General features: G+C 65.4%; 21 protein-coding genes. 13 read left to right on the top strand and 8 right to left on the bottom strand.

Translation table 11 applies throughout. The features are described 5' to 3' along the window. Window positions 1-164: 164 nt before the first annotated feature. The gene (locus tag Q1M07_RS01980) at window positions 165-2066 is read right to left on the bottom strand and encodes a PhoX family phosphatase (RefSeq protein ID WP_300449887.1); all 1902 of its coding nucleotides are present in this window, start codon (window positions 2064-2066) and stop codon (window positions 165-167) included. A gap of 149 nt (window positions 2067-2215) precedes the next feature. Here Q1M07_RS01980 and Q1M07_RS01985 point away from each other — a divergent pair, with 149 nt between their 5' ends. From Q1M07_RS01985 to pstB, 10 genes are all read left to right on the top strand, one after another. Then, window positions 2216-2359, top strand: a complete 144-nt coding sequence (locus tag Q1M07_RS01985; protein ID WP_300449890.1) for a hypothetical protein — start codon at window positions 2216-2218, stop codon at window positions 2357-2359. Further along, window positions 2356-3150, top strand: coding sequence for an ABC transporter ATP-binding protein (locus Q1M07_RS01990; protein ID WP_300449893.1), 795 nt, complete (start codon window positions 2356-2358; stop codon window positions 3148-3150). The genes Q1M07_RS01985 and Q1M07_RS01990 overlap by 4 nt, the downstream gene beginning before the upstream one ends. An 11-nt stretch (window positions 3151-3161) precedes the next feature. After that, window positions 3162-4028 carry a metal ABC transporter permease gene (locus tag Q1M07_RS01995; RefSeq protein WP_300450228.1) on the top strand — a complete coding sequence of 289 codons (867 nt, stop codon included), beginning with the start codon at window positions 3162-3164 and terminating at the stop codon, window positions 4026-4028. 16 nt (window positions 4029-4044) lie between these two features. Then, the gene (locus Q1M07_RS02000; RefSeq protein WP_300449895.1) at window positions 4045-4953 is read left to right on the top strand and encodes a metal ABC transporter substrate-binding protein; all 909 of its coding nucleotides are present in this window, start codon (window positions 4045-4047) and stop codon (window positions 4951-4953) included. 125 nt (window positions 4954-5078) lie between these two features. Then, window positions 5079-6110: a PstS family phosphate ABC transporter substrate-binding protein gene (locus Q1M07_RS02005; protein ID WP_366983884.1), complete on the top strand. Its 1032-nt coding sequence runs from the start codon at window positions 5079-5081 to the stop codon at window positions 6108-6110. A gap of 91 nt (window positions 6111-6201) precedes the next feature. Next, window positions 6202-6564 carry a hypothetical protein gene (locus Q1M07_RS02010; RefSeq protein WP_300449897.1) on the top strand — a complete coding sequence of 121 codons (363 nt, stop codon included), beginning with the start codon at window positions 6202-6204 and terminating at the stop codon, window positions 6562-6564. 114 nt (window positions 6565-6678) lie between these two features. Next, window positions 6679-7683, top strand: a complete 1005-nt coding sequence (locus tag Q1M07_RS02015; RefSeq protein ID WP_300449900.1) for a PstS family phosphate ABC transporter substrate-binding protein — start codon at window positions 6679-6681, stop codon at window positions 7681-7683. An 11-nt stretch (window positions 7684-7694) separates the two neighbouring features. Beyond that, window positions 7695-8579 (top strand): phosphate ABC transporter permease subunit PstC, encoded by an 885-nt coding sequence (gene pstC / locus Q1M07_RS02020; RefSeq protein ID WP_300449903.1) that lies wholly within the window; start codon window positions 7695-7697, stop codon window positions 8577-8579. 2 nt (window positions 8580-8581) lie between these two features. Then, window positions 8582-9541 carry a phosphate ABC transporter permease PstA gene (gene pstA / locus Q1M07_RS02025; RefSeq protein ID WP_300449905.1) on the top strand — a complete coding sequence of 320 codons (960 nt, stop codon included), beginning with the start codon at window positions 8582-8584 and terminating at the stop codon, window positions 9539-9541. Window positions 9542-9585: 44 nt separating this feature from the next. Then, window positions 9586-10389: a phosphate ABC transporter ATP-binding protein PstB gene (gene pstB / locus Q1M07_RS02030; protein ID WP_300449907.1), complete on the top strand. Its 804-nt coding sequence runs from the start codon at window positions 9586-9588 to the stop codon at window positions 10387-10389. Here the strand turns inward: pstB and Q1M07_RS02035 are convergent, their stop codons facing one another. Further along, window positions 10390-11121 (bottom strand): serine protease, encoded by a 732-nt coding sequence (locus tag Q1M07_RS02035; protein WP_300449910.1) that lies wholly within the window; start codon window positions 11119-11121, stop codon window positions 10390-10392. A gap of 167 nt (window positions 11122-11288) precedes the next feature. On the opposite strand from Q1M07_RS02035, the gene Q1M07_RS02040 reads away from it, so the two are divergent. After that, window positions 11289-11756 (top strand): YidB family protein, encoded by a 468-nt coding sequence (locus Q1M07_RS02040; protein ID WP_300449913.1) that lies wholly within the window; start codon window positions 11289-11291, stop codon window positions 11754-11756. A gap of 91 nt (window positions 11757-11847) precedes the next feature. On the opposite strand, the gene Q1M07_RS02045 is transcribed toward Q1M07_RS02040, so the two are convergent. Together Q1M07_RS02045 and Q1M07_RS02050 are read right to left on the bottom strand one after the other, a co-directional pair. Then, complete coding sequence (locus tag Q1M07_RS02045) at window positions 11848-12327, bottom strand: ecotin family protein (RefSeq protein WP_300449916.1); 480 nt, start codon at window positions 12325-12327, stop codon at window positions 11848-11850. Between the two features lie 109 nt (window positions 12328-12436). Then, window positions 12437-14419 carry a caspase family protein gene (locus Q1M07_RS02050; protein WP_300449919.1) on the bottom strand — a complete coding sequence of 661 codons (1983 nt, stop codon included), beginning with the start codon at window positions 14417-14419 and terminating at the stop codon, window positions 12437-12439. Between the two features lie 254 nt (window positions 14420-14673). Between Q1M07_RS02050 and Q1M07_RS02055 the strand changes: the two genes are divergently transcribed. Continuing rightward, window positions 14674-15696, top strand: coding sequence for a hypothetical protein (locus tag Q1M07_RS02055; protein WP_300449922.1), 1023 nt, complete (start codon window positions 14674-14676; stop codon window positions 15694-15696). Window positions 15697-15725: 29 nt separating this feature from the next. Here the strand turns inward: Q1M07_RS02055 and Q1M07_RS02060 are convergent, their stop codons facing one another. Together Q1M07_RS02060 and Q1M07_RS02065 are read right to left on the bottom strand one after the other, a co-directional pair. Beyond that, window positions 15726-16679, bottom strand: a complete 954-nt coding sequence (locus Q1M07_RS02060) for a DUF2950 domain-containing protein (protein ID WP_300449925.1) — start codon at window positions 16677-16679, stop codon at window positions 15726-15728. A 34-nt stretch (window positions 16680-16713) separates the two neighbouring features. Next, entirely contained in the window at window positions 16714-18144 is a 1431-nt protein-coding gene (locus Q1M07_RS02065; protein WP_300449927.1) for a DUF3300 domain-containing protein, read from the bottom strand. Between the two features lie 246 nt (window positions 18145-18390). Here Q1M07_RS02065 and Q1M07_RS02070 point away from each other — a divergent pair, with 246 nt between their 5' ends. After that, the gene (locus tag Q1M07_RS02070; protein ID WP_300449929.1) at window positions 18391-19461 is read left to right on the top strand and encodes an alkene reductase; all 1071 of its coding nucleotides are present in this window, start codon (window positions 18391-18393) and stop codon (window positions 19459-19461) included. A 19-nt stretch (window positions 19462-19480) separates the two neighbouring features. Here the strand turns inward: Q1M07_RS02070 and Q1M07_RS02075 are convergent, their stop codons facing one another. Both Q1M07_RS02075 and purF read right to left on the bottom strand, forming a co-directional pair. Next, window positions 19481-20662 carry an O-succinylhomoserine sulfhydrylase gene (locus tag Q1M07_RS02075; protein ID WP_300449932.1) on the bottom strand — a complete coding sequence of 394 codons (1182 nt, stop codon included), beginning with the start codon at window positions 20660-20662 and terminating at the stop codon, window positions 19481-19483. Window positions 20663-20668: 6 nt separating this feature from the next. Continuing rightward, window positions 20669-22195, bottom strand: coding sequence for an amidophosphoribosyltransferase (purF, locus tag Q1M07_RS02080; protein WP_300449934.1), 1527 nt, complete (start codon window positions 22193-22195; stop codon window positions 20669-20671). Window positions 22196-22203 lie beyond the last annotated feature (8 nt).

The following is a 22203-nucleotide window of genomic DNA, read 5'->3' on the forward strand; positions in this document are numbered from 1 at the left end:
CTGCGCCTGCACCTCCTGCTGTGCGGCGGCTGCCGCCACTATCGGCAACAGTTGGCTTTCCTGCGCCGGGCTTGCCGGCAGGAAACGACGGCCGACGAAGCGCCACCGCCCGGCCCGCCTCCGGCCGGCTGAAGCCGGCGGCCAGCGGCCGCGCGGTGCGGCCGTCAGCCGCCGACGACGCCGCCATCCCGACGCCGGATCACGACGGTCGCCGAACGTGGACGGCCACCGGTCGCTTCGGGAAACTGACCGGCCGGCCAACGCGAAAGCGCTTCCGGCCGGACGGCGTCGGAGCGGCCGCTTGCCGGCTCGCCGGGATGCTGGATATTGACGAACAGGTTGCGGGAATCCGGCGTCGCCGTCGGGCCGCTGATTTCGCCGCCCCGCGGCCCGCTCAGAAAGCGCCGGATTTGGCCGCTCACGACGTCGGCGACCAGCATCTGGTTGTTGCCGAAAGCCCGGTACTCGTCGCTGCCGAGGGCACTTCCCGAAACATCGGTGGCAATCCACAGCCGCCCGTCGCGGTCGAACCACAGGCCGTCCGGACTGCCGAAAAGATCGCCGCGGATGTCCCCGCGCTTGTTGGCGTCGGCCTGCCGCGGATCGCCGCAGAGAACGAAGACGTCCCAGGCGAAGCTGCCGGACGCCGCGTCGCCGCCCGTTTCACGCCAGCGGACGATGTGGCCGAAGCGATTGTCGGGACGCGGATTGGCCGCGTCGGCCGTGACCCGCTGGCGGTTGTTGGTCAGCGAGCAATAGACCTCGCCGCTTTGCGGATGGACGGCAATCCATTCCGGGCGATCCATGGCTGTCGCCGCCACGAAATCGGCCGCCTGGCGCGCCCGGATCAAAATGTCGGCCTGGTCGACAAAGCCGTTGGCCTCGTCCAGACCATTCACACCATGCTGCAGCGCGATCCAGCGACCGCGGCCGCCGGCCTCGAAGCGGGCGACGTAGAGCGTCCCGAACTCGAGCAGCCCGCTGCCGCCAGTCGGCGCGGTGGCGTCGAAGCGGTCGCGCGAGACATACTTGTAGATGTACTCGAAGGCTTCGTCGTCGCCCATGTAGACCACCACCCGGCCGTCGCCGGCCAAGGTGACGGTCGCTCCTTCGTGTTTGAAGCGGCCGAGCGCCGTATGCTTGACGGGCGGGCGGTCGGGCTGCCAGGGATCGATCTCGACGACCCAGCCGAAACGGTTGGCCTCGTTCGGCTCGCTCGCCACGTCGAAGCGGCGGTCATGCTCGTGCCAGCGCATGCCGGCACCCTTGACGCGGATGCCGTAGCGCTTCTGCGCCGCCGTCGGTTCGCCGAGGCCGTTGAAATAGAGGTTGAAGTTCTCTTCGCAGCTCAGGTAGGTGCCCCACGGCGTGACGCCCATGGCGCAGTTGCCCAGCGTGCCGAAGACGACATTGCCGCGCCGATCGTCGCGCGTGCGCAAAGCGTCGCTACCGGCGGCCGGACCGTCGATGCGCAGCGGCGTGCGGGCCGTGATCCGGCGCGCATACGCCGACGGCCGCCGGACCTGCCAGCGCTCGCCGCGCAGTTCGACTTCGATCACCGAAACGCCGTGCGCGTTCTGCGACTTGCGCGTCTTGGCATGGCTCCAGTCGGCCATGCCGTCAGTGTGCAGCAGCCCCTCGTCGGTGTATTCGTGATTGATGCACAGCAGACCGTGGGTCGACGACGGCCGGCCGCCGTCGTCGAAGGGAAAGAAGTGCATTCCGTCGTGGTGCATGCCGGCCTGCACCGCCTGCTCGTCGGCGCTGTTGCCGGCATCGGCCCGGAACGGCGGGCCGTCGCCGACCGGGTCGCCCCAGGCAAAAAGCAGTTGCACCGTGTAGCCCTCGGGAACGTTGACCCGATCGTCGCTGCCAGGATCGATCGGCCGGAAGCCGATGGCTGGCCGGCCGAGCGCCGGCGCCGCGGCCGACATCCCGAAGAACGACAGCAGCGCGCTGCCGAGACCGCTTTGCAGGACGCGGCGCCTCGTCGTCGCGGCTTGAGAAAGCGTTTCGACCAGTTGGTCGAAACGTGGATTGGCGTGGCTCGTCGGATCGTCTCTCATTGGCGGCGCGGCTGGTCGGTGGGCGAAGAGTTGGATTATCGCGCAAATTGCGATGCGCAACCGTGTTGCATTTAGCCAAGGAACGAGGCAAGATTCGGCCTTCGCCGTCAGACGAAACATTCCCCACCGGCCCGCCTTCCCCGCTACCGATGACCTCCGCCGCACGCCCCGACCGCCCGCCCGGCGCCACCCGCCGCAACCCCGTGCTCTGCGCCGGCGCCGGCGTACGCCTGAGCTGGGCTTTCGGCGCGCTGGTCGTGCTGTGGGGGACGATCTTCTGGGCACTCGATTGAACGCCGCCTCCGCCGCCGGCACGTGGACGCGGCCGGCCTCGCCCATCCTCCGCTTCGAGAACCTGACTCTGGGTTACAACCGACACCCGGCGGTGCATCACCTGCACGGCGAAGTGGCGACCGGCAGCCTGCTGGCGATCGTCGGCCCGAACGGCGCCGGCAAGTCGACGCTGCTCAAGGCGATTGCCGGCGAACTGCGGCCGCTGCAGGGCCGCATCGAGCTGCACGGCGTGGTTCGCCCGCAGATCGCCTACCTGACACAATTGGCGACGCTCGACAGCCGATTCCCGATGGTCGTCCACGACTTCGTGGCGATGGGACTGTGGCGCGAGATCGGCGCCTTCGCTGGCCTGAACGGCGCCCAGCGACGCCGTGTGGACGCCGCGCTCGGTACGGTCGGCCTGGCCGGCCTCGAGAGCCGGCCGATCGGCGCGCTCTCCGGCGGCCAGTTGCAACGCGCGCTGTTCGCCCGTGTACTGCTCCAGGACGCACCGCTGGTTCTCCTCGACGAACCCTTCGGCGCCATCGACGCGGCCAGCGTCCGCGACCTGGCCGGCTTGATCCGCAACTGGCACGGCGAAGGCCGGACGGTGATCGCCGTCCTGCACGACCTCGAACACGTGCGCCGGGAATACCCGGAGACGCTGCTGCTGGCACGCGAAGTCGTGGCGCGCGGCGAGACGGCGAAGGTCCTCAGCGACGCCAACCTGCAGCGCGCGCGCCAGCTCGCCGAGCGACGCGCCGACCCGCGACAGGCGGCGATCTGCCACGACGACGGGGACCGACCGTGAGCGAAACACTATTGACCATGCCGCTGCTCGCTCCCTTCGTCGAATTCGGCTTCATGCGCCGGGCGCTGGCCGGCTGCCTGGCGTTGTCGCTCGGCGCGACGCCGGTCGGCGTTTTCCTGATGCTGCGCCGGATGAGCCTGGCCGGCGATGCGATGTCGCATGCGATCCTGCCGGGTGCCGCCGTCGGCTATCTGATCGCCGGCCTGTCGCTGCCGGCGATGACCGCCGGCGGCCTGCTCGCCGGCCTGGCGGTGGCCGTTTTCGCCGGCGGTGTCGCACGCCACACGGTGATCGAGGAAGACGCCAGCCTGGCGACTTTCTATCTTCTCTCGCTGTCTGCGGGCGTGCTGATCATCTCCTTGCGGGGCAGCAGCGTCGATCTGCTGCACGTCCTGTTCGGCAGCGCGCTGGCACTCGATGACGCCACGCTGCTGCTGCTCGCCGCTTTCACATCGCTGTCGGTCGTTGCGCTCGCCCTGGGTCTGCGGCTGTTCGTCGTCGACGCGTGCGACCCGGCTTTCCTGGCCCGCATCAGCCGCCTGTCGCCCATCGCCCACTACGGTTTCATGATTCTTCTGGTGATCAATCTGGTCGCTGGTTTCCATGCCCTCGGTACGCTGATGGCGGTCGGCATCATGATCCTGCCGGCGGCAGCGGCGCGCCTGTGGGTCGGCAATGTCGGCCCACTGCTCCTCTGTGCGGTGGGTGTCGCCTTTCTCGGCTCGCTGATCGGGCTGCTGTTTTCGTACTACGTCAATCTGCCGGCCGGACCGGCCATCGTCCTGACGCTCGGTGCCCTGTACCTGCTGTCGCTGGCTCTCGGTCCGCTCGGACCGTTGGCCGGCCGCCGGCGGGCCGGCTGGCATTTCGAGCGCTAGGCGCGGGAGACAAAGCATGCACGGAGTTCTCGAGCTTACCGGGCGCCGCCTGCTGGCGATCGCCCGCTGGGCGGTCGTGGTCGTCGCTCTGAGCGGCCCGGTGGCGGCTGGCGAAAGCCTGCCGGTGGTCGCCAGCTTCAGCATCCTCGGCGATCTGACGCGACAGATCGGTGGCGAACGTGTCGAGGTACACAGCTTGATCGGTGCCGGCGCCGACGCCCACGTCTACCAGCCGACGCCGGGCGATGCCCGGAAGCTGGCGGGCGCTCGCCTGCTGGTCGTAAACGGGCTCGGCTTCGACGTCTGGATAGACCGTCTTCGTCAGTCTGCCGGCTACCGCGGCAAGGTCGTCGTCGCCAGCCAGGGCATCAACGCGATCCGGCCGGGCCCGGGCGGCCAAGTCGACCCGCACGCCTGGCAGGACGTAGCCAACACCCGCCGCTACGTCGACATCATCGCCGAAGCGCTGGCCGACCTCGACCCGACCGGCAGGCCGCTTTACCAGGCCAACGCCGCTCGACTGAACAAGGCGTTGGCGACGCTCGACAGCGAGATCCGCTCGGCGTTCGCGGCGCTGCCGCCGGAACGGCGCAAGGTCGTCAGCTCGCACGACGCCTTCGCCTATTTTGGCCGCGCCTACGGCATCCGCTTCATCGCGCCGGTCGGCATCAGCACCGATGCCGAGCCATCGGCGGCCGACGTCGCGGCGATCATCCGGCAGATCCGACGCGAGAAGATTCGGGCGATGTTCATCGAGAACATCACCGACCCACGGCTGCTCGAACGTATCGCCCGCGAGTCGGGTGCGCGTCTCGGCGGCACGCTCTACTCGGACTCGCTGGCCAAGGCCGGTAGCCCGGCGGACAACTATCTCGGCATGATGCGCGAAAACGCCAGAACGATCAGGGCGGCGCTCGCCGACTGAACGGCGGCGGCGTGTAAGCCGGGTGGCGACGAAGAGCCGTCATCAGACTGTCACAAAGGCGGCGCATGATGACTCGTCGGCACGACCCGTGCCCTTCCCCTGCCGTTCTGCCGAGGACACCTCACATGATGCTGCGCCTGCCGTCGATTTCTCTTGCTGCGCCCGTCCTGCCGGCGCTTCTTTGCACTGCGGCGCTCGCCGTCAGCCCACTAGCCAGCGGCGCCGAAGCGGTGGTGAAGATAGACGGTTCGAGCACCGTCTATCCGATTGCGGAAGCCATGGCGCAGGAGTTCCAGCGCGCTCGGCTGCACGAAGTTCATGTCAACGTCGGCGTTTCCGGAACCGGCGGCGGTTTTGCCAAGTTCTGCCGTGGCGAGATCGACATCGCCAGCGCCTCGCGGCCGATTCTCAAGAAGGAAATGGACGACTGCGCGAAGACCGGCATCCGCTACTACGAAATGCCACTCGCCTACGACGCGCTGACCGTCGTGGTCAACCCGCAGAACAGCTTCGTCAACCGGTTGAGTATCGCCGACCTTCGAAAGCTCTGGGAGCCGCGAGCGCAGGGCAAGGTTAACACCTGGAAGGATGTCAACCCGGCATGGCCGGCCGACCGTATCAAGTTCTACGCGCCGGGCGCCGATTCGGGGAGTTCCGAGTACTTCAGCGAAGTCGTCGTCGGCGTGGCGAAGGCTGGCCGCAGCGATGTCGGAACAGCGGAGGACCACGCCGTTCTGGTAGAGCGCATCGCCGCCGACAAGGACGCGCTGGGCTACGTGGCACTCGACTACTACGTCGAGAACCAGCAGAAGCTCAAGGCGGTGGCGATCGGCGAAGGCAAGGAAGCCGTCCTGCCGACCGTGGGCAACATCCGCAACGGCAGCTACCAGCCGCTGTCGCGCCCGGTTTTCCTGTATGTCAGCGAAAGGGCGCTCGACAAAACCGCCGTCCGGCAGTTCGTCGAGTTCGGCATGAAGAACGCCGCACGCCTCGTCGACGAAGTGAACTACCTGCCACTGCCGGCGCGGGCCTACAGCGAGAACCTCGAGCGCCTGAGCGCCAAGAAAATCGGCAGCGTCTATGGCGGCGAGGACAAGGGCCGCCTGCGGCCAAGCGGCGCCATGCAAATTCTCGAGGCGCTGATGCACGGTTCGTGATCACACGACCCGGCCTCCTGGCCGTGAACCGCGCAGGCCTGGTGCGCAGTCCCGAAAAATTTTTTCCCCGCAAGCTCTCATGGAGATCAGCATGTCATCGTCCGACCCTCCCTCCAGCGCCGACGCCCTGCGCGCCGCCGCCCACGAACTGAAGCGCCGGCGGACCGCCGAAGCGACGGTCGACAAACCGCCCGGCAAGACCGGCAAGAAAGCGAAGGCCGACAAGGCGGCGACCGTTCGCTGCACGCTGCGCTTGCCGGCCAGCGAGTACCGAAAACTGGCCAAGCTTCGCAAGCGCCTGGCGCGCGAGGGGGTGCGCAGCAACCGCGCGAAACTCGTCCGCGCCGGACTGACGCTGCTCGTCGGACTGCAGCGCAGCGACCTCAAGGCGGCGATACGCGATGTCATCGCGCCGGAACCGGCAGCCGAGGAAAGCTCGGCCGTATCGGACTAGGCGGGCCGCCACCCTGGCCGGGGCACCGCCACCGGCCGGGTCGGCGTCATCAAGCTGTCACAACGCGCAGGCATACTCCGGAGTCGTCGCCGATCAACAACCGAGGAGTCCGCCATGAATCGCCTGCTACGCCAATCCACCCTCCCCGCGCTGGGCTTCCTGGCCATTCTGTCTTTTGCTCCCGCCGTCGCCGCGGCCCCGGCGGTGGTCAAGATCGACGGTTCGAGCACCGTCTTTCCGATCACCGAGGCCGTCGCCGAGGAATTCCAGAAAGCCAAGAAGGGTGCCGTCAATGTCACCGTCGGCATCTCGGGCAGCGGCGGCGGTTTCAAGAAGTTCTGTCGCGGCGAGATCGACCTCGCCAACGCCTCGCGGCCGATCCTGCGCAAGGAAATGGACGACTGCGCCAAGGCTGGCATCCGCTACTACGAAATGCCGGTCGCCTACGACGCGCTGACCGTGATGGTGCATCCGCAGAACAGCTTCATCAAGAGCCTGAGCGTCGCCGAACTGCGGAAGATCTGGGAACCCGCGGCGCAAGGCAGGATCATGAGCTGGAAGGACGTCAACCCGGCGTGGCCCGACCAGAAGATCAAGCTCTACGGTGCCGGGTCGGATTCCGGCACCTTCGACTACTTCACCGAAGCCATCGTCGGCAAGGCCAAGTCGAGCCGCGGCGACTACACCGCTTCGGAGGACGACAACGTCCTGGTGCAGGGAATCTCGGGTGACAAGGGAGCACTCGGCTACTTCGGCTTCGCGTACTACATCGAGAACCAGAAGAAGCTGAAAGCCGTCGCCATCGACGGCGGCAAGGGGCCGGTCGCACCGACACCCGAGAATGTCGACAACGGATCGTACCAGCCGCTGTCGCGACCGATCTTCATCTACGTCAACGAGAAGTCGCTCGAGCGGCCGGCGGTCAGGGAATTCGTCGAGTTCTACATGAAGAACGCCGCGCCGCTGGTCAAGGAAGTGAAGTACATCCCGCTGCCGGCCCGGGCCTACACCGGCAACCTCGAACATCTCGCCCGGAAAAAGCTCGGCACCGTTTTCGGCGGCCAGAACGAGGTCGGCCTGACGATCGAACAGTTGCTGAAACGCGAAGCCCAACTCTGAGAGGCCGTTCGATGAAGCTGCGCCGCCACATCGCCGAACGCGGCATCGAGGGCCTGCTGCTGCTGGCCGCGCTGGTCTCGGTGTTCACCACGCTGGCCATCGTTGCCATTCTCGTCTGGGAGTCGGTCGTCTTTTTCCGCAGCGTCGCACTGCTCGACTTTCTCACCGATACCCAATGGACACCGCTTTTCGACGACGCGCACTTCGGCATCGTCGCCCTGCTCTCGGGCACCCTGACGACGACCACCGTCGCCCTGCTGGTCGCCATCCCGCTGGGCACCGTGCTCGCCATCTATCTCTCCGAGTTCGCCCCCTTCCGCGTGCGCGAGGTCGCCAAGCCCTTCCTCGAAATGCTCGGCGGTGTGCCGACGATCGTCTACGGCTACTTCGCGCTGCTTTTCGTCACGCCGCTGCTGCAGCGCATCCATCCGGATCTGCCCGGCTTCAACATGCTGTCGGCCGGCCTGGTGATGGGCGTCATGATCGTTCCCTACGTCAGCTCGCTGTCCGAGGACGCGATGCGCGCGGTGCCGATGAACATGCGCGAAGCGTCCTATGCAATGGGTGCGACACGCCTGCAAACGGCCGTTCTGGTCGTCACCCCAGCGGCGTTCTCCGGTCTGGCGTCGTCGTACATCCTCGGCATTGCGCGCGCCGTCGGCGAGACCATGGTAGTCGCCATCGCCGCCGGCATGCAGCCGAGCTTTACCTTCAACCCGGCGGAACCGGCGGCGACGATTACCGCCTACATCGTCCAGGTGGCACTCGGCGACCTGCCGCACGGTTCGATCGGCTACCAGACGATCTTCGCCGCCGGCCTGACGCTGCTGCTCATCACGCTGCTCTTCAACATCGCCGGCCACGTCCTGCGCAGACGCTTTCGCGAGGCCTACTGATAATGTCCACCCTGTTTCTTCCCGCGGCCGACCTCTCGCCGCCGGGCACCGGCCAGCGCGACATGCGCCGCCTGATCGCCCGCCACCGCATATGGGACCGTCTGTTCGGTCTGCTCGGCGTCCTTGCCCTGTTGTTTGCGCTGCTGGTCTTCGCGCTGCTCTTCGGACAGATGCTGGTCAATGGCCTGCCCCAGCTTTCCTGGGACTTTCTGACCAGCTTCCCGTCGCGCCGCGCGGCCAGCGCCGGCATCCTCTCGGCCTGGGTGGGAACGGTCCTGGTCATGCTGGTCACCGCCCTGGTCGCTGTTCCGCTCGGCGTCGGCGCCGGCATCTATCTTGAAGAGTACGCGCCGAAAAACCTGCTGACCGACATCATCGAGATCAATGTCACCAACCTTGCCGGCGTGCCGTCGATCATCTACGGCCTGCTCGCGCTCGGCCTCTTCGTCTACCAGTTCGGGCTCGGCCACAGCATCGCCGCCGCCGGGCTGACGCTCGCCCTGCTCATCCTGCCGGTCGTCATCGTCGCGACGCGCGAGGCCATCCGCACGATTCCGCAGCAGATCCGCGAAGGCGCCTACGCGTGCGGGGCGAGCAAATGGCAGGTCGTCGCCCACCATGTCGTCCCCTATTCGCTGCCCGGGATCATGACCGGCGTGATCATCGGACTGGCCCGCGCGATCGGCGAAACGGCACCGATCATTACCATCGGCGCGCTGACCTTCATCGCCTTCCTACCGCCCTCGCCTTTCGGCCAGCCTGGTCAACTGCTTTCCTTCGAGTGGCTGGCAGCACCCTTTACCGTCATGCCGATCCAGATGTTCAACTGGATTTCGCGTCCCGAGGCGGCTTTCCAGGCCAACGCCGCAGCGGCCGGCCTGGTACTGGTGGCGATGACGCTGTCGATGAACGCTATCGCCATCTGGATCCGCTACTACTTCCGCCAGAAGATCAAATGGTGAGCCAGGCCGCCGTCCGCCCGACCGAGAACCCGACAAGGAAAAGCATGGTGACTACTACCGTAAGCACGCCGAGCGCGAAACCGTCGTCCGAACTCAAGGCGCAGGTCAATTCGCTCAGCTTCTACTATGGCGATTTTCAGGCGCTGAAAGGCATCGACTTTCCAGTCGAAAAGAATCAGGTCACGGCGCTGATCGGCCCCTCGGGTTGCGGCAAGTCGACCTTCCTGCGCTGCTTCAACCGGATGCACGATCTCTACCCGAACATGCGCTACGAGGGAGAGATCCTGCTCTACCCGGATGGGATCAATATCGTCTCGCCCGAGGTCGACCCGATCGAGGTGCGAATGCGCATCGCGATGGTCTTCCAGAAACCCAATCCCTTCCCCAAGTCGATCTACGAAAACGTCGCCTACGGGCTGCGCGTGCGCGGTGAGCGCCAGCGAAACGTGATCGACGAGAAAGTCGAGGAGGCGCTGCGCAGCGCCGCGCTGTGGGACGAAGCCAAGGACCGCCTCAACGAGCTGGCTTTCAACCTGTCGGGCGGTCAGCAGCAACGCCTGTGCATCGCGCGCGCGCTGGCCACGGACCCCGAGATCCTGCTCTTCGACGAGCCCACATCGGCGCTCGACCCGATCGCCACGGCACGCATCGAGGAACTGGTCAGCGAGCTGAAGGAGAAGGTGACCATCCTGATCGTCACCCACAACATGCAGCAGGCCGCACGCGTCTCGGCGTATACGGCCTTCATGTACGTCGGCCAGTTGATCGAATTCGACGACACCAAGAAAATCTTCACCAATCCATCGTCCAAGCTGACCGAAGAATACATCACCGGCCGCTTCGGCTGATCAATCGCCGGTCAGAACCAGCAGGATGTCGGCGTACCAAGCACAGTTCAGGCCAAGCGCTTCGTCGAGTTCGAGATCACGCGTGCCGACGTCGAGCCGCGCCGAATGGACGCCGAGCAGCCACCATGGCAGATCGCCCGGCGCCGCGCCCGCCTGCGGCAGGCGCATGACGACCGGCGCACCACTCGTGCCGCGGTGCGTTCGCGCGTCGGTCAGAAAATAGCCTTCGCCCTTGAAGCGCAGTCCGAAGGACGAGGCGAGGACCGCCTGACGAACCACCGGCAGGTGGTGCAGCGTGTCGTGGAAGCCGAGCGGAAAACCGACCACCAGGAGCGACGAACCGACCTCCACCAGGTCGTCGGCGCCGGGCAGGTGGGCCGCTGTGAACGCGCGGTAGACCGTCGTCGTCGGCAGTGCGGCGCGCTCGATCTCGATCACCGCCACGTCGATCTCGCCGGCCGTATCGGTCCCTTGGCGCCAGAGGCTGCGGCCGGCGGCATAGAGCGGAATCGAGAAGCCGATCGACTCGGCCATGTTGGCCGGATCGATATGCAGTTCGATCTCGATGCGCTCGGGGAAATGCCCGCTTGCTTCATCGACCAGCACGTGTCGGCTGGTCACGATAAACAATCGCTCGCCGCGCGCGAAGAAGAAACCGCTGGCATTGGTCAGCGCGCGCTGGCCCTGGAAAGTGCACAAGCGGGCCGCGCTAAGCAGAAGACTATCGATCATCGCGTCGAGCGGAGCCGTCGGCCGCTTCGCCAAAGGTGCTTGCCGACTCGCCAACGTTGGCCGACAATGGGTCGCTTCGCCGCATCGACCGCTGGCACAGCCAACGGTTCGCCAGCGGCCACTGGCGACAACCGATTTTTTTTCTCGACTTGAAGGAGATAGACAGCATGGGCTTACTCGATTCGGTACTCGGTTCGGTGCTCGGCGGCCAGCCGTCGGCGGGCGCTGGTCAGGACAGCGGCGTGGCCGGTCTGCTGGGCACGCTGCTCGCCAATCCGCAACTGTTGCAGCTTATCACGGGTCTGCTGGCCGACGACGGGGCGCACGGAGGGCTGGGTGGTTTGCTCGACAAGTTTCGGCAGGCGGGTCTCGGCGAAGTCGCGGCATCGTGGGTCGGCTCGGGTCAAAACCAGCCGATTTCCGGTGACCAGCTTGGCGAGGTGCTGGGGCCGGACATGATGGCCGATCTCGCCGCCCGGCTGGGCACCGACCCAGGTGCGGCGGCCGGCCAGTTGTCGCAGATCCTGCCGGGCCTGATCGACCACCTGACGCCGTCCGGCGAGGCTCCGCAATCTGGCCTGGGCAATTCCGGCGACCTGATGGGCATGCTCGGCGGCCTGCTGGCGGCACGCTGATCGCCGCGCCGGCGCCCGCCGCCGGTAGTGGGGGCGCCATGGTCACGCGCCCGCGCTTGATGCGCCCCCAGACGAGCCGAGCGGTGGCGGCTCAGCCTTTCTCCATTCCCCGCGTCTCCGAAACGACGCTCCACACCCGATAGCGCACCTCGACGCCCTCCGGAGCATAGACGACGACCGGCAAACGGCTGTTGTAGCGCATCAGGCGGCGTTCGCCGCCCAGCGTGACGAAGCGCTTGACCTTGGGCAGGTTCGGGTCAATGGCCATCAGGGTGCCCGCCATGGGACCCAGCCGGCTGACGACGTAGCGCGGAAAGCCCCAGCCCGGGATCGTTTCCTGCTCGATGCGGCCGGCGAAAAAATACCGATTTTGTGCGTCGACCTCGACCGTCTGACCGACGATCAACTCGATCCGAAAGTCGGATTCGTCGTCCTGCCGAGGCAGTTCGAGCACGTAGCGCACCATTCCCGCCTCGGCCGCCGGAAACGCCTTCATCTCGTCGGCCGCCTGCGCGAACGGCACGCCCCATAGCAGCCAAACAAGCGGGGCGAAGCAACGCAAGCCTTTCATTTCGTCTCCTTATGCCTATACCGCTCGACGTCTCCTCGCCTACCAGAGCGTGATCCTCCACACGCCACCGGGAGAACGAGTGAAGCGGCAACGCGCCTCGCGGCCGAGTTCAATCCTGCGTTCGAAACTGCCCTTTGAGCGAATCGAACAAACTTCCAGAAGAACCAGCTCCGGAAGCCGCTTCCTGCGGCCGAGAGTTGGTGCCGGACGCTACCGGCCGATTGCCGACGGCAAGCGTTCTCTTGGCCACCACCGCCGAGTCCGCGGGAGTCTCGGCCGGCGCCGCCGCGTCCATCTTTGCGGCCACGTTGTTGGTGCTGACCTTGAAGTAGAAGTCGCCGGTCAAGGATGAGGAATCCCAGGGGATCTGCTCGTTGCGGGAATCCGCGGCGACCCCCTTGCGCGTGTTCTTCAGCACGTCCTCGATCTTCTGGTTGGGAATTCTGATTTGTCGTAGCAAATGCGTCGTGAACAAGCCGTTTGGCCCGACGCCGTCCTCGGCGGTCTTGCCCGGTGCCGTGGCGAAAGCGATGACCGTGCCAGTCGGAGCGTCGATCGAGGCCAGCCCGCCACGGCCCGACGAACGCCACGATCGCGCGAACGGGTTGTCGCGACAGGCGTCCAGAATGACGACATTGACACGCGACTTCGAGTCTTCCAGCTTCCTGAGAATCGTCGCCAGATTCAGCGTCATCGACTGCACGTCGCTTTCCCGTTTGAGGTCGGCGTCCACCGGGATGAGGTAGTTTTCGCCGCTGACCTGCATGCCATGCCCGGCGTAGAAGACCACGGCAGCGCCGCCCGGTTTGATCGCCCTGCCAAACTCGTCGATTGCCGCGTGCATGCGGTGGAGTCCGGCATCCTCTACGGCGATCACCTGAAAACCCGCTTTTCGCAACTCGGAAGCCATGGCGCGCGCGTCGTTGGCCGGGTTGGGCAGCGGGCTGCGTCGATACTTGGCATTGCCGATCACCAACGCGCTGCGCTGCCCGACGAACAGAGCGTCCGGAGCGATGTTCACCGGCGCCTGCGTTGGCTGCGAAAACGCCGGCGGCGAGTTGGCTCGGGTGATCGTCTGTGGCGCGGCGCCCGCTTCGAGGCGCTCGGTCTTTACGAGGTCGGCACGCACTTTGGCCATCGCGCCGGCCTTCCTGAGGTTCTCTTCGTTGCGCGCCAGCGCGGCGGTAATTAGCGCATTCGGCGAAGTGGCCAGGCGATCGGCCGTCCGATAGTGCTCGTTCGCCCTCCAGAAAGCGCCCGCCGCCTCCTCGCAGACGCCGAGATCGTAATTGAGCGCCAGGGACTCCCTCTCCTGCTCGTAAACCTCACGCAGCATCTCGCACGCGCGGTCCAGGCGTCCGCCCGTGGCAAACCGGATCGCTCCGGCAAAGCGCTCCTTGTTGACCGGCGAGCGGATCTGTTCATCGGGATCCATCAGCGCAATGGCCATACTGAGCTCGTGAGGAACGATCTTGCGCAGGATTTCCTCGACCACCGCCGCCTGCGTCTGCCCTAGCAGAACGCGACCATCCGCTGGCGAGTCGTTGCCGCAAGCCTCGCTGTTCGCCTGCTTGCCGATTGCCTGGCCGAAAACGGTGTTGCCCGTCCTCGCGTCGATGAGCCGGACCTGCACCTGCATGCTCGCCGTGCGCGCCAAACACGGGACGCTGACTGCGCGGCCGGAAACGCACTTGCTGATAAGCTTCTTCGGGTTTGCCGACTGATCGCAGACGTACTGCGTCGTACTGCGGCGTTGCTCCTGGATGCCGGCAAGGGTGACCTCGCCGATCAGAAGAGCGTCACTTCCCTGGGAACGCGCCGCACCGGCTAGAGAGCGGTTGTCACCGCCGAGCGAACGGCCGTCGGGGGCGCGGTTAACCGAACGGTAAACAGGTTTGCCCTGCACACGCGCATTGATCATCGCGTTTTCCACGGCCAGCGACAGACTGTCGCCGTAGTTCCCCGAGAAGCGGGCCACCGACACCGACTTGTAAGCCGCCGCCGCCGCAATCTCAGGCGCCTGCAACATCGTCACCTGCGCCCGTTGCGGCAGGCAGCCGGCCAAGCCCAGACAGCAGACGACGATTGCCACGCTGGTATTCGACAATGGCGTTCCCCCAAGGATAGAAAACCCTCTCCGACTCGGAGTATAGGAGCGACTTTCGCGGGCGGTCAATATCGGGTCCGCCACTGCCATCCGGCCACACCCGACGGCGGTGGCGCCAGCGGCGGATTTAGCGCAGCGCGCCCGGCAGGCATGTTTTAATGACGGCCACGGCCGCTACGGCCCCGCTCTTCCGGGGAGCCGTGGCGGGCCGGAAGAGCGTCAGGACAAGGAGGGCGGACATGGGAATTCTCGACTGGCTGTTCACCAAGCCCGATGAAGCGAGCGGGTCGGCGGTCGACGCGGCGGTCATCGACCAGCGTATCCAACAGGTGCTGCGCATCGTCAACCCGCGCCTCAAACTGGTCGCCGGTTACCACCGCAAGCTGGCGCCGGCGGTCGTACGCGCCGTCCTTTACTGCCGCGAGATCGAAGCGCAGATCCCACCGGCGATCGAAGCGAGCAGCACCGCCTGGTCCGACAGCCCACTGTTGCGCGCGCTGTTTGTCGGCGCACCTGACGTCCCGGCGCTCTTCAGCCGCAGCGTCGCGGTACAGGACTTCTTCGCCGCGTCGGCCGGCGCCGAAGAGGTGTGGGCAACCCTGCGCTTCCACGTGCGCCAGCGCGAGGTTTTCGGTGTCGCAGTAGACGGAGATATCGTTCGCCACGACGTTGCGCAGACGACCATCTCCTTCAGCGACAAGAAGGTCGTCCTGCCGAGCGGCAGCGAACGCGACGCGCGCCTCGAAATCCGGCGCCGCGCCTTCAAGTTCCTGGTCACCGAGGTTCTCGAACAGATCGCGGCGGCCGACCTGCAGCGCAAGGACCTGGCCGAACAGCGCTCGATGCTGGGAACACGGCTGCGCATTCTCAAGAGTCAGAGCAGCGGACTCGAGGCGATGCTCGACGAAAACGGCGGCACACGGCAGCAGATCGAAAACGTCGAGCGCCAGCTTGCCGAGAACGAGCGTGCACTAGCCGCTTTCCCGAGTGCCGGCGAGACGCTGGAGAACGTCATCTGGCGGATACGCGAAGTGCTCACCCATGCCGCGGACTACCTTCGCATCCGCACCGTCGCGCTGCGGCTCGACCCCTTCAACGTCGCACTGCCCGAAGGCAGCGGCGAGGCGGCGGTCGAGCTTGCGCTGCCGACGGTAGTGGTCCAACGGGCACCCGAGGTGCAACTCGTCGCCTGCCGTTTTCCGCGGTGCGAACTGATAGACCGTTCGAGCCTGCTCGACGAGGCACGGCGGCGGCTAGGCTGAGACCGCGCCTGACATGGCGACGGCCGGGCCTAGTCGGCCCTCTTCCAGCTCGCGTCCGGATTGAAACTGCGCATCTTGACCGCTTCCACTTCGGTAGCCTTACCCAGGTTCTTTTGGTAGACCGTGCCATCGTGGTTGACGATGAAGGTCATCAGGCCCGAGATACCGTACCGGGCCGGGTAGGCAAGCACCGCAAAACCGCCAATCATTCGGTCCTTCACCAAATAGCTGTAGGCCCCGCCGGAAGCGCTCCGGCCCTGCGCCGTCAGCATCCGGTAGCGATAGCCGTGATAAGCCTGCGGCTGGCTGTTAGCCGACCGGGTGCCATATCCCTCGCGCGCCGCGGCACCGACCAGCGGCCCCAGTGGACTCGGCGGCTCGCCTTCCCGGACCGGCCAGAAGAGTCCGTCTTTACGTCCTTCGGTCGACATGAAACGTTGCGCGTAGTCCGCCAACCCGTTACCGTCCGGGTCATTCGCGGCGTATTCGCGTTGTGCATCGACAATCGCCAACAGGGTCTGAATCGCGTCCAGCTCGTTGCGGCCAATACGCCGGTTGATGACTTCCTCCCGGCCCGCCTGCGCATCGAACTGCCAGCCGCCGCCGCGGCGCACCAGGGGCGCCGGAAACGGCCAGTCGCCGTCGCCGACCAGCAAAACGGCCCGGTCTTCCGAGAGTTTGCTGACACTGTGCTTGCGGTCATACTCGACGAGAAACTTCCGCCAGTTTTCCCGATCGGCGACCTGATCGCCGCTCGACAGCCAGCTCCGAGCGCTCGGCCCCACGACCGCCAGCAACGCGCCGACATCCTGTGTGCGCACGGCGTCCGCCAGTGCGCCGACGGCGTCTTCAGGCGCCGCAAAAACCTTGTGCGCGATGTTTCCCCCGCTTGGCGACGGCGGTGCCGCGTGGCTTGCCGGCACCATCATCGCGACCAACAGGGTGACGGCCAGAGCCCGTATCGTTTTCTTCAGTTCCATCATTCTTTTCTCCGCAGAAAGAGGTGAGTAGTTCAGTTCAACGGCCACCACGGCCACCTCCTCCGCGACCACCGCCTCCGGCAAAGCCGCCACCACCTCCTCGTCCCCCCCCGCCGCCGAAGCTTGCGCCGCCGCCGCGGCTGCCTGCATCTGCCCGGCTGGCGCTGCCGCGCTGACTGGCCTCACGCGTGGACGCGCCATTGCCCACCCCCGAAAAGCCGCCGCCACCCGAACGGTCGAAGGCCCCGCCGGCACCAGGCGAAGCCGCGCCATCGAAGCGGTTGCCGGCGCCCGGTCTGCTGCCACCGGTGTCTGCTCGTTCCCGACCCATCGAAGCGCCGCCCCGCTCGGCGTTCTGCATGCGATTGCCGGCCGCCGCGTGGTCCGAAGCCCTCGGCTCTCTCCGACCAGCCTCGCCACGACCGACCTCGCCACGGCCTGCCTCGCCACGACCACCGAGATTGGTGTCGCGCGAGCGGCTATCGGCGTCCCGAACGCGGTTGTCAAGTTCGCCGCGGTCCATGCCTTTGAGCTCCGAACGTCCAGCCTCGGCGCGGCCGCGAAAATCTTCCCGCGCCTTGGCGGCCTGGGCGTTGGCGCCGCGATTGTACTGGTTGGCAACGTTGGCATCCCGGTACGCTACGCCGCGGCGGTGATCGACGTTGTGATTCCAGTTCGCATTGCTGATGTTGGTACGATTGAACGAGTTGTAGCGATTGACATTGACGTTGACATTGCTGCTTCCCCAACCCCAGTTGCAACTTCCCCAGATCGCCGCACCGACAACTACGCCGGTCGCGAAAGCCAGCCCCGGCGGATAGACGTAGGCTGGCGGATACACGGCATACGGGGGCGTCGGGTACCACCAGGTGCCATAGACCACGGTCGGATTGTAGGTCGGCACATACACGACGTCCGGCTTCGGCGACTCGACGACATAGATCGTCTGACTCCCCTGCGTTTCGGTCTTCACCACTTGCTGCGGTGTCGACTTGAGATTGCCCGCCGCGTCCGCCCGCGCACGCAAGCCCTGCACGGTAGCCATGACGCCCTGCTGCTGGGCGAGAAAGGCATCGCCCAGCTTCTGCGTCCAGTCGAGATTCTCGTTCATCTGCTGCAGCACTTGTGGCACGGCAGTCAGCGATTTGACGGCCGGATCCCAGGACTGCTTCGCCATGGCGTCTTCGAGCGCCTTGCCGGTGACTTTGGGATTCGCCTTGACCCAACGCGCCGCCTCGACGACTTCAAGCGGGTAAGTCGAAGCCATCAGCACCTGCGCCAATAGCGGATCCGGATAGAGGGCAATCGGCGCCAGTAGCCGATCGAGTTCCTGCTGCGAAAAACTCGCCGTCGGGCTGGCGAAAGCCGCAGCCGCCGGGGAGGATGAAGTCTGCTGCGCCATTGCCGGGTTAATGGCAAAAACGAGTGCCGTCAGCAACGCACAGGGTCGGGAACATGTTGATTTCATCGCGCATCCTCGGACAGAAAGAAAGAAACCCGGGCCACACCACCGGCGAGTCCTCGGAAACTGGCCAGCGGTCGAGCTCTTCGCTCAACTGTCAGCATAGACCGCCGGCCGACGCCTTGGCAAGCCTGCGAAAGACGGTCGGTCGGCCATCGCGTTGAAAGTGATTTGGTCGGACTCGATGATCCGAGTCAAACGCAGCGCGAGCTAGTATGATCCGTGCCACTTGCTCTTGGGAGAATCCAAACCATGACCACACTATTCAGCCCACTTGCCTTTGGCGCTTTGAACGCGCCGAACCGGATCTTCATGGCTCCTCTGACGCGCTGCCGAGCCGACGCCGAGCACGTCCCCACGCCGTTAATGGACGAATACTACGCGCAACGCGCCAGTGCCGGACTGATCATTGCCGAAGCGACAATGGCCATGGCGGGCAATTCCGCTTTCTGGACGGAGCCCGGAATTTACTCACCGGCACAGGTCTCCGGTTGGCAGCGCACCACCCGTGCGGTACACGCCGCTGGCGGCCGGATTTTCCTGCAGATCTGGCATGGTGGTCGAGCCTGCCATCCACTGCTCAACGACGGCGCGCAACCCGTTGCCCCCAGCGCCCTACCGATTATCGGCGACGAAGTGCACACGCCGCAAGGCAAGCAGCCCTACGTCAGGCCGCGCGAGTTGCGTGACGACGAACTGCCCGCTATCGTCAGCGGCTTCGCCAAGGCTGCCGAGAACGCCCGGGCGGCAGGCTTCGACGGCGTCGAGGTCCATGGCGCGAACGGTTACCTGCTCGACGAGTTCCTGCGCGACGGCGCCAACAAGCGCTCGGGTCCCTACGGTGGCCCGATCGAGAACCGCGCTCGCCTGCTTTTGGAGGTACTCGAAGCGGTCTGCGCGGTGTGCGGCAGCGACCGGGTAGGACTACGTCTATCGCCACTCAACAGCTACAACAGCATGATCGATAGCGACCCGATAGGACTTGTCACCTGGCTCGCTGGCCGACTCAACGACTTTGACCTTGCCTACCTGCACGTCATGCGCGGCGATTTCTTCCGGCAGCAAAGCGGCGACGTGCTGACGCCTGTTCGGGCAAACTATCGGGGCACGCTGATCGGCAACATGGGCTATACCGCTGACGAAGCAGAACAGGTAATCGCCGAGGGGAAGCTCGACGCCGTCGCCTTTGGCACCAGTTTCCTGGCCAACCCCGACCTGCCGGCAAGGATCAAGGCCGGCGCACCGCTGAACCGACCTCACGCCGCCACGTTCTACACACCCGGCGCGGAGGGCTATACCGACTACCCCACAATGGCGTCCTGAGCGGAGCGGTGCAGGCGCCCTAAATCACCGACAGGCCGTTTTCGAGGTCGTCCTGCAAGTCGACGACGGCCTCGAGGCCCACGGCAATGCGCAGCAGGTCCTCCCCGATGCCGGCGGCTACCCGCTGCTCGGGCGTGATCCGACCGTGAGTGGTCGATGCGGGATGGGTCAGCGTCGTCTTCGTGTCGCCGAGGTTGGCGGTAATCGACAGCAGACGGCAGCTATCGACGACCTTCCATGCTTCGGCACGCGCTCCCCTGACGGTAAACGAGACGATCGCGCCGCCGCTCCTCTGCTGGCGTCGCGCCAACTCGAACTGCGGGTGGGAAGGTAGCCCGGGATAATAGACGCGTGCCACGGCCGGATGTCCTTCCAGCCATGACGCCAGTTGCAGCGCCCTGGCCGATTGCGCTTCGAGTCGAATCTGCAGCGTCTCTAGCCCTTTCAGCAGCACCCAGGCGTTGAACGCCGACAGCGTCGGACCCGCCGTCCGCAGAAACTTGAAAACTTCGTCCGTCAGCCGCCGAGGCCCAGCCACGGCGCCCCCCAGAACGCGGCCTTGTCCGTCGAGAAACTTGGTCGCCGAGTGCACGACCAGGTCGGCGCCGAGATCGAGTGGGCGCTGCAGAATCGGCGTACAGAAGCAGTTGTCCACGGCGACCAGAATGCCCTGCGCATGTGCCACCCCGACCAGTGCCGCGATGTCGGCGATTTCGGTCAACGGATTCGACGGTGTTTCGAGAAAAAACAGCTTCGTTTCCGGTCGCATTGCCGCTTCCCAGGCCGCCACATCCGTCTGCGCGACAAAGCTGGTGCGCACCCCGAAGCGCGGCATGATGGTGCCTAGAAGCTGCTGCGTGGCACCGAACAAGCCCGTCGAAGCAACGATATGGTCGCCGCTGCTGCACAAGGCCATGATCAGCGAGAGAACGGCCGACATCCCCGACGCCGTGGCAATGCATGCCTCGGCGCCTTCGAGAGCGGCCAGACGATCCTGGAACGCGGCAACGGTCGGATTGGTAAAGCGCGAGTACACATTGCCCGGTTCTTCACCGGCAAATCGAGCCGCGGCCTGCGCCGCGTTGTCGAAGACAAAACTCGAAGTCAGGTACAGCGCTTCGCTGTGTTCGTTGAACTGACTGCGCTGCTGGCCGGCGCGCACGGCCAGCGTTTCGAGGGAATAGTCGCGATCGGACGCCATTCGAGTTCAGGCCGCCGACATCAGGTTGAGCTGCAACTGCTTCGACGTCCAGCGGTCGTCTTTGGTCAAGGCATGGTGACCCTCGCGCGCGCGCTCGACGGCGTCAAGGTAGGCCGGGCTGACATCGCCAGTCACATAGGTGCCATCGAAGCACGAGGTATCGAAACGGCAGAGCATTGGCCTCAATTCGTGGATCGACGCTTCCAACGCATCCAGATCCTGATAGACCAGCGCATCGGCGCCAATCTCGAGCGCGATCTCCTCGCCGCTGCGTCCCGTGGCGATCAGTTCGCTGCGCGTCGGCATGTCGATCCCGTAAACGTTGGGAAAGCGCACGGGGGGTGAAGCGGAAGCGAAGTACACCTTCAGGGCGCCGGCCGCGCGCGCCATTTCGACGATTTCGCGGCTCGTCGTTCCACGTACGATCGAATCGTCGACCAGCAGGACACGCTTGCCCTTGAATTCCTGCGCCACAGTGTTGAGTTTCTGGCGCACCGAGCGCTTGCGCGTCGCCTGACCGGGCATGATGAAAGTCCGACCGATATAGCGGTTCTTGACGAATCCTTCGCGATACGGAACGCCGATACGTTGTGCCAGTTGCATCGCCGACGGGCGGCTCGAGTCCGGGATCGGAATCACGACGTCGATTTGCTCGACCGGAATACGCTTGATCAGCTTGTCCGCCAGATGCTCCCCCATTCGCAAGCGCGCTTCGTAGACCGACACACCGTCGATCACCGAATCCGGACGGGCCAGATAGACGAACTCGAAAATACAGGGCGAGAGTACCGGGTCCTGCGCGCATTGACGTTGATGCATGCGGTGCTCGAGGTCGATGAAAATCGCCTCGCCTGGGGCGACATCACGCAACACCTGAAAACCGAGCGTGTCGAGCGCCACCGACTCGGAAGCAAACAGATACTCGGTGCCCTCCGGTGTTTCATTGGTGCCGAAGATCAACGGCCGGATCCCGAAAGGGTCGCGGAAGGCGAGCATGCCATACCCGGCGATCATCGCCACGACGGCATAAGCGCCTCGGCAACGACGATGAACGGCGGCTACCGCGGCAAAAATCGTGTCGAGATCGAGACGACACCCCTGCGCTGTCGCCTGCAACTCGTGCGCCAGGGCGTTGAGAAGCACTTCCGAATCGGAGCTGGTGTTGATGTGTCGCAGATCCTGGCGAAACATCTCTTCCTTCAGTTGGTCGGTGTTCGTCAGGTTGCCGTTGTGCCCGAGGACGATCCCGAACGGCGAATTGACATAAAACGGCTGTGAGAGCGCGGCGTCGAACGCCGAGCCGGCGGTCGGGTAGCGACAATGGGCGATTCCCATGTTGCCGGGCAGGGCCCGCATGTTGCGGGTCCGGAAAACGTCGCGCACCAGACCCGAACCCTTGTGCATGTGAAAAGCATCGCCCTCGGCGGTGGCGATTCCGGCCGCGTCCTGACCGCGATGCTGCAGGACCATCAGGCCATCATAGAGCAGCTGGTTTACCGCTGTTGTGGCGACTACCCCGAGAATCCCGCACATAGTGTGTC

This window comes from Accumulibacter sp., assembly GCF_029255285.1.
Taxonomy (GTDB): domain Bacteria; phylum Pseudomonadota; class Gammaproteobacteria; order Burkholderiales; family Rhodocyclaceae; genus Accumulibacter.